General features: G+C 71.0%; 13 protein-coding genes. 3 read left to right on the top strand and 10 right to left on the bottom strand.

Annotated elements, in window-relative coordinates; genetic code table 11:
- Positions 1 to 17 precede the first annotated feature (17 nt).
- Genes OG226_RS47775 through OG226_RS47765 form a run of 3 tightly spaced genes read right to left on the bottom strand, consistent with a single transcriptional unit; the run spans position 18 to position 2,838 of the window.
- On the bottom strand, positions 18 to 1,025 hold the full coding sequence (locus OG226_RS47775; protein WP_329352746.1) for an ABC transporter substrate-binding protein: 1,008 nt from the start codon (positions 1,023 to 1,025) through the stop codon (positions 18 to 20).
- Between the two features lie 17 nt (positions 1,026 to 1,042).
- Positions 1,043 to 1,810 (bottom strand): ABC transporter ATP-binding protein, encoded by a 768-nt coding sequence (locus tag OG226_RS47770; RefSeq protein WP_329352745.1) that lies wholly within the window; start codon positions 1,808 to 1,810, stop codon positions 1,043 to 1,045.
- Positions 1,810 to 2,838 carry a FecCD family ABC transporter permease gene (locus OG226_RS47765; RefSeq protein ID WP_443067029.1) on the bottom strand — a complete coding sequence of 343 codons (1,029 nt, stop codon included), beginning with the start codon at positions 2,836 to 2,838 and terminating at the stop codon, positions 1,810 to 1,812. The genes OG226_RS47770 and OG226_RS47765 overlap by 1 nt, the downstream gene beginning before the upstream one ends.
- Positions 2,839 to 3,359: 521 nt before the next feature.
- Here OG226_RS47765 and OG226_RS47760 point away from each other — a divergent pair.
- Positions 3,360 to 4,160, top strand: a complete 801-nt coding sequence (locus OG226_RS47760) for an aminoglycoside phosphotransferase family protein (protein ID WP_329352743.1) — start codon at positions 3,360 to 3,362, stop codon at positions 4,158 to 4,160.
- A gap of 54 nt (positions 4,161 to 4,214) precedes the next feature.
- Here the strand turns inward: OG226_RS47760 and OG226_RS47755 are convergent, their stop codons facing one another.
- The 3 genes from OG226_RS47755 to OG226_RS47745 all read right to left on the bottom strand — a co-directional run bounded on the left by OG226_RS47755 (position 4,215) and on the right by OG226_RS47745 (position 6,628).
- On the bottom strand, positions 4,215 to 5,117 hold the full coding sequence (locus OG226_RS47755) for a helix-turn-helix transcriptional regulator (RefSeq protein WP_328685775.1): 903 nt from the start codon (positions 5,115 to 5,117) through the stop codon (positions 4,215 to 4,217).
- A 64-nt stretch (positions 5,118 to 5,181) separates the two neighbouring features.
- The gene (locus tag OG226_RS47750; RefSeq protein ID WP_328685774.1) at positions 5,182 to 6,108 is read right to left on the bottom strand and encodes an alpha/beta hydrolase; all 927 of its coding nucleotides are present in this window, start codon (positions 6,106 to 6,108) and stop codon (positions 5,182 to 5,184) included.
- 52 nt (positions 6,109 to 6,160) lie between these two features.
- The gene (locus OG226_RS47745; RefSeq protein WP_328685773.1) at positions 6,161 to 6,628 is read right to left on the bottom strand and encodes a cupin domain-containing protein; all 468 of its coding nucleotides are present in this window, start codon (positions 6,626 to 6,628) and stop codon (positions 6,161 to 6,163) included.
- A gap of 195 nt (positions 6,629 to 6,823) precedes the next feature.
- Here OG226_RS47745 and OG226_RS47740 point away from each other — a divergent pair, with 195 nt between their 5' ends.
- Positions 6,824 to 7,486, top strand: coding sequence for a TMEM175 family protein (locus OG226_RS47740; RefSeq protein WP_328685772.1), 663 nt, complete (start codon positions 6,824 to 6,826; stop codon positions 7,484 to 7,486).
- A gap of 60 nt (positions 7,487 to 7,546) precedes the next feature.
- Here the strand turns inward: OG226_RS47740 and OG226_RS47735 are convergent, their stop codons facing one another.
- Both OG226_RS47735 and OG226_RS47730 read right to left on the bottom strand, forming a co-directional pair.
- Entirely contained in the window at positions 7,547 to 8,752 is a 1,206-nt protein-coding gene (locus OG226_RS47735) for an alpha/beta hydrolase (RefSeq protein WP_329352742.1), read from the bottom strand.
- A gap of 63 nt (positions 8,753 to 8,815) precedes the next feature.
- Complete coding sequence (locus OG226_RS47730) at positions 8,816 to 11,488, bottom strand: AAA family ATPase (RefSeq protein ID WP_329352741.1); 2,673 nt, start codon at positions 11,486 to 11,488, stop codon at positions 8,816 to 8,818.
- Between the two features lie 184 nt (positions 11,489 to 11,672).
- Between OG226_RS47730 and OG226_RS47725 the strand changes: the two genes are divergently transcribed.
- Positions 11,673 to 12,386: a hypothetical protein gene (locus OG226_RS47725; RefSeq protein ID WP_328685769.1), complete on the top strand. Its 714-nt coding sequence runs from the start codon at positions 11,673 to 11,675 to the stop codon at positions 12,384 to 12,386.
- Positions 12,387 to 12,429: 43 nt separating this feature from the next.
- Here OG226_RS47725 and OG226_RS47720 read toward each other — a convergent pair whose 3' ends face one another.
- Both OG226_RS47720 and OG226_RS47715 read right to left on the bottom strand, forming a co-directional pair.
- Positions 12,430 to 13,191 carry an SDR family NAD(P)-dependent oxidoreductase gene (locus OG226_RS47720; RefSeq protein ID WP_329352740.1) on the bottom strand — a complete coding sequence of 254 codons (762 nt, stop codon included), beginning with the start codon at positions 13,189 to 13,191 and terminating at the stop codon, positions 12,430 to 12,432.
- A gap of 32 nt (positions 13,192 to 13,223) precedes the next feature.
- A complete protein-coding gene (locus OG226_RS47715; protein WP_329352739.1) occupies positions 13,224 to 14,279 on the bottom strand; it encodes an MBL fold metallo-hydrolase in 1,056 nt (351 codons plus the stop codon).
- Positions 14,280 to 14,364 lie beyond the last annotated feature (85 nt).

Raw genomic sequence — 14,364 nt, 5'->3', positions numbered from 1 at the left:
GGGCCGCCGCACTGGCCCTAGTTGGCCGCCTTCGCCGCGGCCACCGTCCGCAGATACGCGCCGAGCCGGGCGATGGCCGACGGGTTGCGGGGGCTTTCGACGAGGTCGACGTAGTCGAGGACGAGGATGCGGTGGTGCCTGACGGCGGAGACGTTGCGGAGCGGGGCGTAGGAGAGGAGGAACTTCTTCTTCTGTTCGGCGGTCACGTCGCCGTAGTCGCAGATGACGATGACGTCGGGATCGCGCTGGACGACGGTCTCCCAACCGACCGTGGTCCAGGAGTCGTTGACGTCATGCATGACGTTGGTGCCGCCGGCCTCGCTGATGATCTGGTCGGGGGCGGCGTAGCGGCCGGAGGTGAACGGGGAGTCCTGGCCGCTGTCGTAGAGGAAGACTGTGGGGCTCTTGGCCGGGGCCTTGCTCCGTACGGCCGCGACCTGCTTCTTGAAGTCGGCGATCAGGGTGGCCGCTCGCTTCTCGACGCCGAAGAGATTTCCGAGGTTGGTGAGGTCGGTGTAGAGGGCGTCGAGGGGCGGCATGATGCCGCGCGAGGTGTCGGTGCGGCCGTTGTGGCAGGACTCGGTGAGGACGTACGAGGGGATGCCGAGTTTCTTCAGGGCGTCGGGGGTGAAGCCGCCGTCCTCGCGGAAGCCGTAGTTCCAGCCGGCGAAGACGAGGTCGGCGCGGGCGTCGAGGACGTTCTCCTTGGTGAGTTGGTCCTTGGACAGCCACTTCACCTTCTTGTAGCCGTCCTTCCAGGGGACGTCGGTCAGGTCGCCCTTGTCGTCGGGCATGGCGAACCCGGCCATGCGGTTCTCCAGGCCGAGGGCGAACATCAGCTCCGTGATGCCGACGTCGTTGGTGACGACCCGCTTGGGGGCCGTCCTGTACGTGACCTTCTGGCCGCAGTTGGTGAGGCTGACGGCGGAGGACATGGCCTTCCGCGGCGTGGGCTCGACCGTGGCACCGCAACCGGCGGTGGTGGTCGCGGCGAGGCAGAGGGCGGCGGCAAGTAGCTTGCGCATGAGGGTTGTTGTTGTCCTTACGGGGTGGGCGGGAGCAGGTCGAACAGGAGCTGGACGGCGCCGGTCTCCGGGTGCCGTACGGGATGCGCGCGGACCCCGAACACCTTGGCCAGCAGATCGGGTTGGAGGACCTCGTGCGGTGCGCCGGAGGCGAGGATCCAGCCGTCCGCGATCACGTACAGCAGGTCGCAGTGAGCGGCGGCGAGGTTGAGGTCGTGCAGGGCCGCCAACACGGTCAGGCCGCTGTCGCGGACCAGCGACAGCACGTCCAACTGGTGGGCGATGTCGAGGTGGTTGGTGGGTTCGTCGAGGACGAGGACACGGGGCCGTTGAGCGAGGGCGCGGGCGATCAGGACGCGTTGCTTCTCGCCGCCGGACAGGGCGAGGAAGCCGCGGTCGGCGAGGTGGGTGACACCGGTGCGTTCCATGGCTCCGGCGCAGATCTCCCGGTCCGAGGCGGCGGTTCGGTCCCGGTGGGGCAGTCGTCCCATGGCGACCACTTCGGCGACGGTGAAGTCGAACTCGGCCGACGACTCCTGCGGCAGCGCGGCCAACTTCCGGGCGGCGGCGCGTGGTTCCATGGCGTGCACGTCGTCGCCGTCGAGCCGGACCACGCCGTCGGCCGGTCGCAGCGCCCGGTACACGCACCTCAACAGGGTTGATTTTCCGCTGCCGTTGGGGCCGACGAGCCCGACGAAGGCCCCGCTGTCCACGACCAGCCGGATGTCCTCCACCAGGCGCACCGCGCCCGCGTCGACCGACAGCCCCTCGATGTCGAGCCTCATCAACGCCCCCCGAACGCATAGCCGCCGCGCCGCATCAGCAGCAGGAACGCGGGCACTCCCACGACCGCGGTGATCACGCCGACCGGCAGTTCGGTGGGCGCGAGCAGCAGCCGGGACAGGACGTCCGCCCACACCAGGAGCACCGCTCCGGCGAGCGGGGCGACCGCGAGGACCTTGCGATGATCGGCGCCGACGAGCATCCGTACGAGGTGCGGCACCATCAGTCCGACGAAGCCGATGGCTCCGCTGACCGCGACCACGGTCCCGGTCACGGCGGCGGTCACGAGGAACAACTCCCGGCGCAGCCGGGCGGGTTGGACGCCGAGCGCGGCGGAGGTCTCGTCCCCCATCGCGAGCGCGTTGAGCGACTCCGCCCGGCATCGCAGCCACGTCCAGCCTGCCGCCACGGTGACGGCGGCCAAGGGCACCTGCGCCCAGGTCGCCCCGCCGAGGCTCCCCAGCAGCCACATCATCGCCGAGCGGGCCGCCTCGCCCCGGGCCGCGCCGAACACCATCACGGTGGTGACGGCCTCGAAGCCGTAGGCCAGCGCGGTTCCCGTCAGGATCAGCCGCAGCGGCGTGAGGCCGTGCGGCGAGCGGGCCACGGCGTAGACCAGGACCATGGCCGCGAGTGCCGAGGCGAACGCCGAGGCCGACAGCGCCCACACCCCCAACCCCGCGAAGGCGCCCAGCAGGATGACGGCGTTGGCGCCGACCGCCGCGCCCGAGGAGATGCCGAGCACGAACGGATCGGCGAGCGCGTTGCGGACCATGGCCTGTACGGCCACGCCGACGGCGGAGAGTCCGGCCCCGACGACGGCCGCGAGGACGACCCGGGGCAGCCGGATCTCCCAGACGATGGTGTAGGCGGCGGCGTCGGAGGCGTGCACGGTGCCGCCGGTGGCCCCGGCCCACAGGAACCGGAACATGTCCGCCGTGCCGATCCCGGCCGCGCCGAGACCGACGCCGCACACGAGGGAGACGCAGAGCAGGAGCAACAGCCCGAGCAGCAGGAGGGGTTGGGGTATTCGGCGGCGGTCACGCCTTGGACTCTGGCCACGGCCGGAGCCGGTTGTCGGACGTCTGAGCACGGTCGGCGGTCCTTCACCTGGGGCCGCCTGGTGAGCCTCGATCGAGGAGACGGCCCGGACGACCGTGCCCGGCCGCTCGGTCCCCTCTCGCAGTCCACGGCGAGCAGTCAACGGGTCGCACCACCCACGGGCGATCGGACTCGCGCGACGACCGGGGGCCGCCGCGCACACCGTTGCGGGTCAGCGCCGGATTCTCACCGGACTTCCCCCGCGGGAGGCTCGGGGAGCGTAACAAACGACGCGGAGCGGTCCGACGGCGCCCGAACCACACCATCTCAAGGGCAGCGACCGTGTTGCAGAGCGTGCCCCGGGTGATCGCCGCGGCGTGGTTGTCGCTGCGCGTGCGGAATTGGGTGAGCATCTGGTGCGGATGCGAGGGCTGTTCGAGCAGGAGTGGCCGAAGCAGGCCGGCTCGCCTCGCAGGGCCAAGAACGCCCGGGCCGAGAAGGGACCGACGAATGGAGCAGTCGCACCCGCCCGCCGAAAACGGCGAAGTCCCTTTGTCCGGAGGCCGTATCACCCCCGGCGTCGTACGTATCGGTGACACGGTCCGCCGCCCCACCACGCCAGCCTCGCCCTTCGTCGCGCGGCTCCTCGGCCACCTCGAACAGCACGGGTTCACCGGAGCTCCACGTCACCTCGGCCTCGACGAAGCCGGACGTGACACGTTCAGCTACCTGCCCGGCCATGTGCCTCCGCGCTTCCAGCACTGGACCGACGCCCAAGTCACCGCGGCCGGAGTCCTACTCCGTGCCCTGCACGACGCCACGCGTGGCAGCGCGCTCGCCGAGCCGTGCGTCGTCGTGTGCCATCACGACCCTGGGCCGAACAACACCGTGTTCCGTGACGGGCTGCCGTTCGCCCTCATCGACTTCGACACCGCCGCTCCCGGGGACCCACTCGAAGACGTCGGCTACGCGGCATGGACCTGGTGCGTCTCCTCGCGCCCCAGCGCTCCGCCGGCAGAAGTACAGGCGGCCCAGGTGCGGGTCCTCGCCGATGCCTACGGGCTCGACGCGTCCGCCCGTGGCAAGCTCGTCGATGCGATGCTCAACCGGCAGACGCTGAACGCGAGTTGGTGGCGAGCACGGCTCAGCGGACCCGAACGCCGTGCAGCTGAGGACGAGTTGATCAACGCACGCGTCGCGTGGTCCGAGCGGGAGTACGCCCACACCTCCACTCATCGCCCGACGTTCGAGAGGGCGCTGCGGAGCACATCGACCGCATCACCGACGGCCAGGACCTCGCCATCCGCCTGATCACCGATGCCCTTTCCGTCACGGACGAGGAAGGACGTGCCGCGCCCGTCGTGCTCAACTCGGGCCGTCGGCCCCCGACATGGCATGGGCCAGACCCCGATCCGGCTCCGGACAGGTCGCGCGCAGGGCGTCCAGCTTCTCCGCGTCCGTCGTCCCTGCCACCGCCGTGTACGTGACGATCCTCAGGTCGGTGCCGGCCGCCATCACGACGTCCAGGTCCAGGTCGATGTTCCCGACCCGGGGGTGCTCGACGGTCTTGCGGTCGCCGACGTTGGTGCGGGCGGTGCCGCTGGACCAGAGGCGGGCGAAGCGCGGGCTGTCGTGCAGCATGCGGTCGACGAAGGCGGCGAGCCGCGCGTCGTGGGGATGGGCGGCCGCCGTCATCCGCAGGTCGGCGACGAGGTCCTCCTCCTCGACCTCCTCACCCGCCCAGGACCGTACCGGCCAGGCCGCGATCGGTTCCCGCCGTCGTCCACCGCTGGACCGGAACATGCCGGCCACGAGGTTGCCCTGACCCCAGCCGTACGTACGCGGGTCACCGACCGCCTCGGACCACATCGCGTTCCAGCTCACGAGGGTCCAGTCCGCGGCGAACACCGCGGTGGGGTTGCCCGCCAGCTGGCCCACCAGCCGGTGCACCCTCGCGGGGACGTGCCGGGACACGTTCCCTGCCGAGGGTGGTGCGAGGTGGGCGCAGCGGAACAGGTGGTCGCGCTCGGACGGTTCGAGGCGTAGCGCTCTTGCCAGTGCGGTGACGACCTGGGCCGAGGGGTTGCGGGCGCGGCCCTGTTCCAGCCGGACCACGTAGTCGACCGACAGTCCGGCCAGCCGGGCCAGTTCCTCCCGGCGCAGCCCGGGGATGCGCCGGTCCCCGGCCGCCTCCAGCCCGCTGTCCTGCGGTGACACCCGCTCGCGCCACCCCCGCAGAGCTATGCCGAAGTGGTTCGTCGTAGCCATGCACCACATTGTCGTCCAACTGACGTGCGGCACACGGACGTTCAACGGCCGTACGGCGGAGTCTTTACTCGCCGGGCTCGTCGGCGGCGTCGTCGGCGCCCTCGGCCCACCGGGCCCGGATGAACGCTCCGGCGGCGTCCAGCGCGGCGGCGCCCTCGTCGAGCAGCGCGGCGAACGCCTGGAAGACGTGCGGGACTTGGGGCCAGACCTGGAGTTCGACGTGGACGTCGTGCTCGGCGGCGCGCGCGGCCAGTCGTACGGCGTCGTCCAGGAGGATCTCGTACGAGCCGACCTGGATGAACAGGGGTGCCAGGCCGGTCAGGTCGGCGAAGACGGGACTGGCGTGCGGGGTGGTCGGGTCCGTGTCGCGGAGGTAGTCGCGGGCGCGGATGCGCAGGCCTTCCGGGGTCAGTGAGGCGTCGACCGCCGCCTTGCCCACCGCGCTGTCGCCGGACACGGTCAGGTCGGTCCACGGGGAGAACACCGCGGCCGAGGCGGGCTGGGGCAGGCCCGCGTCCTTGGCGGCGACCAGCGTCGCGGCGACGAGACCGCCGCCCGCGGACTCCCCGACGAAGGCGATGGCCGTACTGGGAGTTCCGTCGTCGAGCAGGGCCCGGTACACGGCCAGGGCGTCGTCGACCGCCGCGGGGAACGGGTGCTCGGGTGCCAGCCGGTAGTCGACGCAGACGGCGCGCGCACCGGTGCGCCGGGAGACCTCGGCGGCCAGACCCGCGGCGTCGGCCGCCGAGCCGATGACGTACGCGCCGCCGTGCAGGTACAGAAGGACGGTCGCCGGGTCGTTCGCCGGTGTCTCGACGGTGACGACCGGTACGCCGCCCAGTTCGCCCTCCGTCGTCCTGACGTCGGGCGGCAACGGGATGGACGTCATCATGTCGTGGAAGAGGGCGCGCTGTTGGGGGACGTCCCCGCCGAGGTCGAGCGGGCCGTGCCGCAGCATCTCGTCGAGGGCCTGGCGCTGTTGCCGGGACATGGCTGTGCCTTTCGTGGTTCCGGTCGGTGCGGTGGTGCTCGGGAGGGATGGGTCAGCGCGGCGGGCCGACGATGATCTGGCCGTACATGTCGGCGGCCTCGGCCATGATGTCCCGGGAGATCTCGAAGCCCTCGGGACGCGGGGTCGTGAGGTCACGTCCCGCGTGCCGGAACATGCCCTCGATGCCGCCGGGTGTGCAGATCATCAGCAGGTCGGCCGTGTCGGACGTGATCCGGTAACCGTGCGGCACGTTCCGCGGCAGGAAGACGATGCCGCCCTCCGACAGCTCCATCTCCTCGTCGTCGCACCACAGCAGCGCACTCCCCTTGATGAGCATGAAGACCTCGTCCTCACGGGTGTGCTTGTGGTACGGCGGCGCCTCGCCCTTGGCGACGGAGAACCGCCCCACGGTCAACTGTCCGCCGGTGGCCGCGGCGTCGAGGAGTACGGCGAACTCACCGCCGTCGAGCCATTCCAGTTTCTGCTGCTGCTCGGGCTGTGCGAGGTAGGCCATGGTCATGCGGCGGTCCGTTCTGCGCGATCAGCTGTCTGAGGTGTCTCCGGTCGGGGCCATGCCCTGTCCGTCCGATGATCCGCTTCCGCACGCGCCCGCCGCCAGCCGTACGGGTAGCACCAGCAGTACCACTCCCCCGGCCGGGCCCTCGGTACCAGGCGCGTCCGAGGCGCCCGTCGGCTTGTGGCATTCTCTGCTGCCATGGATGTCTCGACTGATCAAGAACTGCCGTCCGAGGACCGGGACATGGAGGCCCGGGCGGTCTCCGGCGAGCGGCTCACGTTCTTCGGGGACGCGGTGGTCGCCATCGCGCTCACGCTGCTGGCGCTGGAACTGCCGGTGCCGGAGGGGTCGACCAACTCCGAGGTGTGGCACTCGGCCACGTCACACCGTGAGAGCTATCTGGCGTTCATGATCAGCTTCGTGGTGATCGCCGCGCACTGGCGCTCCCACCACCGGGTCTTCCGCTACGTCACGGCGACCAACACCCGGTTGACGTCCCTCACCATGTACTGGCTGCTGACGCTGGTGATCACCCCGTTCGCGACCGACGTGATCGGCGGCCACGGAGCGTTCCAGGCGCGGTTCATCTTCTACGCCGTCGTGCAGTTCCTGGCCTGTCTCCTGTTCATCCTGATGGTCCGCGAGGTCCCCCGCGACAGCCTCCAGCGCCCCGGCACGCCGCCCGAGCTCTTCGCCCGGGCCATCCGCCGCCTCGGCATGGTGGCACTGGGCTTCCTGATCTCGATCCCGGTCTCGCTCTTCACGCACTGGGCCTACCTCTGCTGGATCGTGGTGCCGGTAGCCGACTCGGTCGCCGACGCTCGCAGGGGTCGTACCGGGCAGCAGCGCTCGGAGGACTGAGCCGGGGGCCCGCCGACGACCACGACGTCAGTGGTCGGGGGACAGATCGCCGCCGGGCTCCTACGACACCGGCTTTCCGGTATCGCTGTCCGCGCTGTCCAACCGCGCGGACAAGAACTCCCCCGCCCGGTCCAGCGCTACGGCCGCCTCGTCGAGGAGCGGCTGATAGGCCTGGAAGACGTGCGGGGCCCGAGGCGTGACCTCCAGCGTGACCTCGACGTCCGCTGCGGCCGCCTGCTGGGCGAGGCGTACGGCGTCGTCGAGAAGAACCTCGTGGCTGCCGACCTGGACGATCAGGGGCGGCAGCCCGGACAGGTCCGCGAAGACGGGGCTGATCAGGCCGAGAGCGGCGTCCTGTCCCGCCGTGTAGTCGGTGACCCGGGGTTCGAGGAGTTCCCGGCTGAGCAGCGGATCGGCCTCGCGCTTGGTGTCGATGCTCGCCCCGGCCAGGGTGAGGTCGACGTACGGCGACATGACGTAGGCCGCGGCGGGCAGGGGCAGTCCGCGGTCGCGGGCGTTGACCAGGGTCGCGACGACGAGCCCCCCGCCCGCGGACTCCCCGGCGAGGACGATGTCCGAGGGGGCGATGCCGTCCTTCAGGAGGGCTTCGTAGGTCGCGAGCGCGTCGTCCACCGCCGCCGGGTACGGGTGCTCGGGGGCGAGCCGGTAGTCGACGGAGTAGACCTTGGCGCTGATCCGGCGCCCGATCTGCGAGGCCAGACCGGCCGCGCTCGCCGCGTCGCCCAGAACGTAGACGCCGCCGTGGAAGTACAGGACGACGTGCCGGGGTTCGACTCCGTCGACCGTGATCGCGGCGACGGGGACACCGCCGAGCGTGGTCGACGTCATGGTCACGTCGGGGGGCAGCGGCTGCGCCGACGTCAACTCATGGAGCAGGCGCCGCTGTTCGCTGACGTCACTGCCGACGGGTAGGGCCGACCGACGCAGGATCGCGTCGAGAGTGTCCTGCTGCTCGGTACTCACGGAACCTTCTCCCTTGCATATGGGGTGGCTCGGCCGCACGATCGGCCGGACCGAGAGGTCGTGCGGGAGCCGGGGCCCGACTCTGCGTACTTCGAGGAGGTCGAGGCCGAGTGCCTCGACCTCGGCGAGGACGCCGTAGAGCGCCGAGGCGTCCGGCAGCAGCCCGGTGAGCACGGTTTCGGTGCCCTGCTGCTCGGGCGCGAACTCCGGGAACGCCGTCAGCAGGGTGGGGCCGAGGTGGCCGCAGACCCGGATCTGGTACAGGAGGGGGTCATCACCCATGGCCCCATGGTCGGGGCCGGCCGGGTGACTCCGCGTCGCCTGAATCCGGTGAGCGTACGGTTCTCAGCCGCGACCGTTCGACAGCAGCCGCAGCTCACGGCCGCGCTGCACGGCCGAGGACCGGTCGCCGGCGCCGAGCTTCGCGTAGATCCGCCGAATGTGGGTGTTGACGGTGTTGAGCGACACCGACAGTTCGCCGGCGATCTCGGGGCGGGTGAGGTTCGTCGGCAGGTACCGCAGGACGCGCAGTTCGCTCGGGCTGAGGTTCTCGGCGGGTACCGAAGGCGGCCGGTCCGGCCCCCCGGTGGCGGTGCCGCGCACAACGTCCAGGATGTCGGAGACCAGCGCCGCGTGCGACGTCCGCTGCGGCAGCGACTCCAGCAACTCCCAGGCACCGGTCATCACGAACGGCAGGATCATCCGGTCCGCCTCGGCGAGGTTCAGCGCCTGTTCTACGGCCGCTCCCGCCGCGCGCTCGTCGCCGAGGTCGCGGCAGGCGAGCGCGTCCAGGAGGTGGGCCTCGATCGGGGTGAGGAAGGAGTTGACGGGGGCGGTGCCGTCGAGGACCGGCCGGAGTTCGCGGCGGGCACCTGCGGGGTCCTGCTCGGCGAGGCGGATCACCGCGGCCGCGGCCCGGATCTCACCGGCGGCGGCCCGCCGTTCGCCGAGGGCGGCGAGGGTGGTCCGCGCCTGGTCGACCATGCCGAGGCGGGCCTGGGTGGCCACCGTCCAGCCGGTCACACGGGACCAGAGCCCGTGCTCGCCCCTCATGTGCGACCGCACCTGCTCGGCGGCGCTCAACTCGGCCAGGGTCTCGTGGAGTTGACCGCGCGCCGCCGGAAGCATCGCGGAGACCAGGTGCACCAGCAGCCGGACCCCGGGCTCACCGTCGGACTGCGTGGCCCGCCGGGCGCGGTCCAGCCACTGTTGCCCCAGGTCGAACTCGCCCGTGCAGATCAACGTCCCGGCGAAGGACACCTGCGCGGGCACGATCACCGGCTCGGCGCCCCAGCCGTACCGGTCGGCGAGCGCCAGGGCCTCCTCGCAGCGGCGCCGGACCAGGGTGAAGGAACGGTTGCCGGAGGCGAACCCGAGGTGGGCGAGGCAGGCGACCTCCAGGTACGGGCGGCCGATGTCGTGGGCGAGTGCGGCACCCTCCTGAAGGTGCCGTTCGCTGTCGTCGAGCCGTAGCGACCAGGCCTCGGTGACGCCCAGGTTCAGCAGGGCGAGCGCCCGCAGGTCACCCGCGAGCGCGACCTCGGTGGTGGACTGGCCGGTGGTGGGGGACGGCAGTGCGTCGGCCTGCTCGAACACGGCGTCGAAGTGCCCGCGCAGCCGGGCCAGCAGCAGGTCCAGCGACGCGATCGCCATCCGCAGTCGAGGCCGGCGGTCGGGTGCGGTCGTGTCGGCGTACGACCGCGCGATGTCGAGGTGTGCCTGGGCCTCGTCCAGGCGGTGCTGGTGCAGATCGGCGTTGGCGTGCACGAGGGCCAGCTCCGGGCGCTCCTCACCGGTGCGGACCGGGAAGGCGTGCAGCAGCGCGACCACGGTTCCGGCCTGTCCGTCCAGGGTGAGACTGACGGTGTGATCGGCGAGCAGGTGCGCCGCCTCGGCCCAGTCGCCGACGGCCTGCAGATGCCGGACGGCGTCGGCGGCCTGGGCGTGTTCGGCGAACCAGCGCGCGGCCAGCCGGTGCAGTTCCGGGATGTTCCCGGGGAGCGTGCGGCGCAGTTCCAGCCGGAGCAGATCGCCGAACATGTGGTGGTAGCGGAACCAGGTCCGGCCGGGATCGAGCGCCACGACGAACGCGTTGGCGTCCTCCAGGTCCAGCAGGATGCGCTCCGACCCGGTCGCGCCCGTGAGCAGATCGGCCAGCTCGCCGTTGACCCGGTCGAGCAGCGAGGTACACAGCAACAGCCGCTGTACGTGCGGTGGTTGGCGCTCCAGCATCTCGGCCAGCAGGTACTCGGCGACCGTACGGTGGCTGCCGGAGAACTCGGCGACGAACCGCTCGGGGTCCGGGTGCCCGGCCAGGGACAGCACGGCGAGCCTCAGTCCGGCCGCCCAGCCCTCGGTGCGCTGGTGCAGCCTGTCGGCCACGGGGTCGGGCAGCACGATCTTGGTGGCGGCCAGGAGTTCGCGGGTCTCGGCCTCGGTGAAGCGGAGCTGCGCGGCGCGGATCTCGGCGAGTTCACCGGCCAGCCGCAGCTTGTGCAGGCGCAGCGAGGGGTCACGGCGGGTGGCCACGATCGCGTGGGCACCCTGCGGAAGGCCGGTCAGTAGTGTCCCCAACTGCTCGACGGCCGCGGCGGATCCGAGCTCGTGCAGGTCGTCGATGACGAGGACGAAAGGCTTCCGGGACGCCGTGATCTCGGACAGCACCTTGTCCATGACGGCACCGCCGTCGGAACCGGGAGTCACGGCCGACGGCTCGCCCACATCGTCGGTACCGGCCGCGGCGCGGACCGCGTCCAGCAGAGCGAGCCAGAACAACTGCCCGTCCCGCTGGCCCGGCCGTACGGACACGAACGCGATGCGGCGGTCCTGGTCCGGCCGGTCGGCCCACGTGCGCAGCAGCGACGTCTTCCCGCTGCCGGCGGGCGCCGAGACCAGCGTCACCTGCTTCTCGGCCGCACGGTCCAGGGCGGCGACCAGGTCGCGGCGGTCGATGAGTCCGGGTCGGCCCCGGCCCGCCGAGCGGCCCGAACCCGCTGCGGCCCGCGGGTCGGGGGTCATGCGATGTCCTTCAGCCACGCGGTCAGCGTAGTCGGTGCGCTGCACGGCATCCCGGCGGCGAACTGACGCCTGTACGCCGGTGATCCTGGGCATGAGGCGAGGGCCGTATCGAGGTGGTCCGTCGTGTGAAGGGGCGGCGTGCGAAGGTGGCGGCACTCAAACGCGTTCGCATAGCCTCGCGGACATGTCAGATGTGTTTGCGGGCGTCCGTCTGCTCGGCCCGCCGGAGACCGACGGCGAGTACATCGCGCTGAGCGAGCACGAACTGGTGCACCTGCACGAGTACACGCGGATCTACGCCGTGCCCGGCCTGTACGAGCATGTCGTCCAGGAACTGCTGGAGTGCACATCACCCCAGGTCGCGGCAGCGGGCTTCCTGCGCGCGGCCGAGCGCCTCGGGTTGGAGCCCGGCTCACTGACGGTCCTCGACGTCGGCTCCGGCACGGGGCTGGTCGGCCAACTCGTGCGGGACGGGGGCGTAGCTCAGGTCGTCGGGGTCGACGCGCTGCCGGCCGCGCGCGAGGCGAGTCTGCGCGACCGGCCGGGTGTCTACGCCGACTACGTGGTCGGCGACTTCCTACGCCCCGAACCACTCCGCGAGGCTCTACGCCCGTACGCGCCAGGGGGGTTGGTGTCGGCAGGGGCGTTCGGCGGCACGCACGCCACTCCACCGGCGCTTGAGAACGCGCTCGGGCTCCTGCCGCCCGGCGCCCCTGTCGTCTTCACGATCGACGAGCGGTGGATGGACGCGTCGGATCCGAACGGCTTCGGTGCCGCGGTCGAGCGACTGGTGGCCGACGGACGTCTCACGGTGCTGGAACGAACCCGGTTCCAGCACCGCGTGACGACGACCGGCGAGCCGATCTTCTACCAGCTCGTCGTGGGCGCGACCGGATGAACCGGGTGAGGTGAACGGCCTTACCGCACCGGCGAGTTGTCGGTCACCAGACCTTCATGCCGCCGTCGACGACGAGGTCGACACCGGTCACGTAGGCGCTCTCGTCGGACGCGAGGAACAGTGCCGCGTTCGCCACGTCCTCGGGTCGGCCCACTCGGCCCAGGAGGGTCCGGCCGAGCATCTGGCGGGAGAAGTCGTCGTTCTCCAACTGCTCGCGGGTGGCCTGGCTTTCGATCAGGCCGGGCGAGACGGAGTTCACGCGGATGCCGAACTCGCCTCCCTCCATGGCCAGTTGACGGGTCATGCCGATGATCGCGGCCTTGTTCGTCGTATGGGACAGGGACGGGAAGCCCTTGAAGCCGAGGGAGCCGTTCAGGGAGGCCATGTTCACCACCACGCCCTGGCTGGCCTTCAGTTGGGGCCATGCGGCCCGGGTGAGGTAGAAGACGAGGTCGACCTCTTCGCGGCGCGCGCCGTCCCAGTCCTTGTCGGTGACGTCTTCGAGCCAGTCGAAGTGGGCCCTGGCGGCGAGGTTGAACAGGACGTCGATCCGGCCGAACCGCTCCACCGCGAAGTCGACGAGCCTGGCGGCTTCGGCGGGATCATCGAGACGGCACGGCTGCAACGACACCATCGCACCGCCCTCCGCGCGCACCGACGCGACGGTCTCCTCCGCCGCCTCGACCGTCACGTCGCACCCGACGACCCGGGCACCTTCCCGGGCGAACGCCAGGGCGGTGGCACGCCCCATGCTCCCGCCCGTGCCGGTGACGACGCAGACTTTTCCGGCCAGTCGGCCCGGCATCTCAGTGTCCCTTCCCGTGTGTTGGGGCGTGATCAGGCATGGACCTGCGAGCCCAGACCGAGGTCGAGACGGAGCGATTCGAGGATGATGAACGTCGTGCTGGCCGTGTAGACGTCGGCGGCGGCGAGGACACCGGTGTACTTCTTGATGACCGGGTCGGCGGCGTAGGCGACTTGGGCGGCCTGGTACTCCTTGACCGCGGCCCAGGAGTTGTCGCCGTACTTCGCGAAGTACGGCGTGGGGTCGACCGCCGTCAGCGCCTTCTTGACGTTGTCGACGATGTCGTTCACGTACCGCTGGTAGACGACCATGTCCTGACGGGTGCCGAGCCGCCCCATGTGGCCGCCGATGTAGTGCTTCCACGGATATGTCATCGCCTTGGCCGGCGCGGCTAGGGAGGCGGGGACGTCCTCGTTCAGGTTGAAGCTGTCGAAGGGGACCCAGCCGGGCAGGTTGACGTCGACCAGCATGAGCGTGTCGTGGTCCGGCAGGTGGATGTAGATGTTGTCGGGCGAGTGGTTGGTGCCGTGCCAGGCGAGGTTGATGCGCTCGCCGCCCACGCGCAGCGAGTAGCGGTTCTCGAACGTCACGTCGGGCAGCGGGCGCGTCGGGTCGTTGTCGCGGGCCAGCAGCCGCTTGTTCTCGGCGTGCCCGATCCGCACGACATGCCGGCCGAACAACGACGATGCCCCGAGGTGGTCGGCGTGGTGGTGGGAGTAGACGATGTGGGTCACCCTGTTCGAGACGCCGTTGGCCGCCGCGAGCTCGTCGATCGCCCGCTGGAGGTTGTGCCCGATGGTGGGAGGCGCGTCGAACAGCACGACACCCTCGCGAGTCGTCAGGAACGCCGCCTGGTACGTGCCGTCGGTCACCCAGTACAGGTTCCGCTCGACCCGACCGACGTAGTAGCCCTGCGAGTTGACGGCGGGGCCGAGTGCGGACGGCGGTATCGGTGCGTAGTCGGGCAGCGTGGGAGTGGCGGCGGACGCCTGGCCGGCGAACGCGCCGTCGGCGAGCGCGGCGACCGTGGGCACGGCCGCCAGGACCGCGCTGCGGGCGAGGAACGATCGGCGGTTCGTCGAGGACATGGTGATTCCCTTCGGGTGGGGTGACGTGTCTGGGGGTGGGACGTGTATTGAGATGGCGGTGTGGGGCGTTCGGGGGGGGGAGGGA

It is taken from the genome of Streptomyces sp. NBC_01261 (assembly GCF_036226385.1).
Taxonomy (GTDB): Bacteria; Actinomycetota; Actinomycetes; order Streptomycetales; family Streptomycetaceae; genus Streptomyces.
Note: the sequence above shows the minus strand (reverse complement) of the source record. Positions and strands in the feature narration are given on the sequence as shown.

What these genes read in the sequence shown, in the direction of transcription:
- OG226_RS47775 (WP_329352746.1), bottom strand. Translation starts at nt 1,025, where the DNA reads ATGCGCAAGCTACTTGCCGCCGCCCTCTGCCTCGCCGCGACCACCACC.
- OG226_RS47770 (WP_329352745.1), bottom strand. Translation starts at nt 1,810, where the DNA reads ATGAGGCTCGACATCGAGGGGCTGTCGGTCGACGCGGGCGCGGTGCGC.
- OG226_RS47760 (WP_329352743.1), top strand. Translation starts at nt 3,360, where the DNA reads ATGGAGCAGTCGCACCCGCCCGCCGAAAACGGCGAAGTCCCTTTGTCC.
- OG226_RS47755 (WP_328685775.1), bottom strand. Translation starts at nt 5,117, where the DNA reads ATGGCTACGACGAACCACTTCGGCATAGCTCTGCGGGGGTGGCGCGAG.
- OG226_RS47750 (WP_328685774.1), bottom strand. Translation starts at nt 6,108, where the DNA reads ATGTCCCGGCAACAGCGCCAGGCCCTCGACGAGATGCTGCGGCACGGC.
- OG226_RS47745 (WP_328685773.1), bottom strand. Translation starts at nt 6,628, where the DNA reads ATGACCATGGCCTACCTCGCACAGCCCGAGCAGCAGCAGAAACTGGAA.
- OG226_RS47740 (WP_328685772.1), top strand. Translation starts at nt 6,824, where the DNA reads ATGGATGTCTCGACTGATCAAGAACTGCCGTCCGAGGACCGGGACATG.
- OG226_RS47735 (WP_329352742.1), bottom strand. Translation starts at nt 8,752, where the DNA reads ATGGGTGATGACCCCCTCCTGTACCAGATCCGGGTCTGCGGCCACCTC.
- OG226_RS47730 (WP_329352741.1), bottom strand. Translation starts at nt 11,488, where the DNA reads ATGACCCCCGACCCGCGGGCCGCAGCGGGTTCGGGCCGCTCGGCGGGC.
- OG226_RS47725 (WP_328685769.1), top strand. Translation starts at nt 11,673, where the DNA reads ATGTCAGATGTGTTTGCGGGCGTCCGTCTGCTCGGCCCGCCGGAGACC.
- OG226_RS47720 (WP_329352740.1), bottom strand. Translation starts at nt 13,191, where the DNA reads ATGCCGGGCCGACTGGCCGGAAAAGTCTGCGTCGTCACCGGCACGGGC.
- OG226_RS47715 (WP_329352739.1), bottom strand. Translation starts at nt 14,279, where the DNA reads ATGTCCTCGACGAACCGCCGATCGTTCCTCGCCCGCAGCGCGGTCCTG.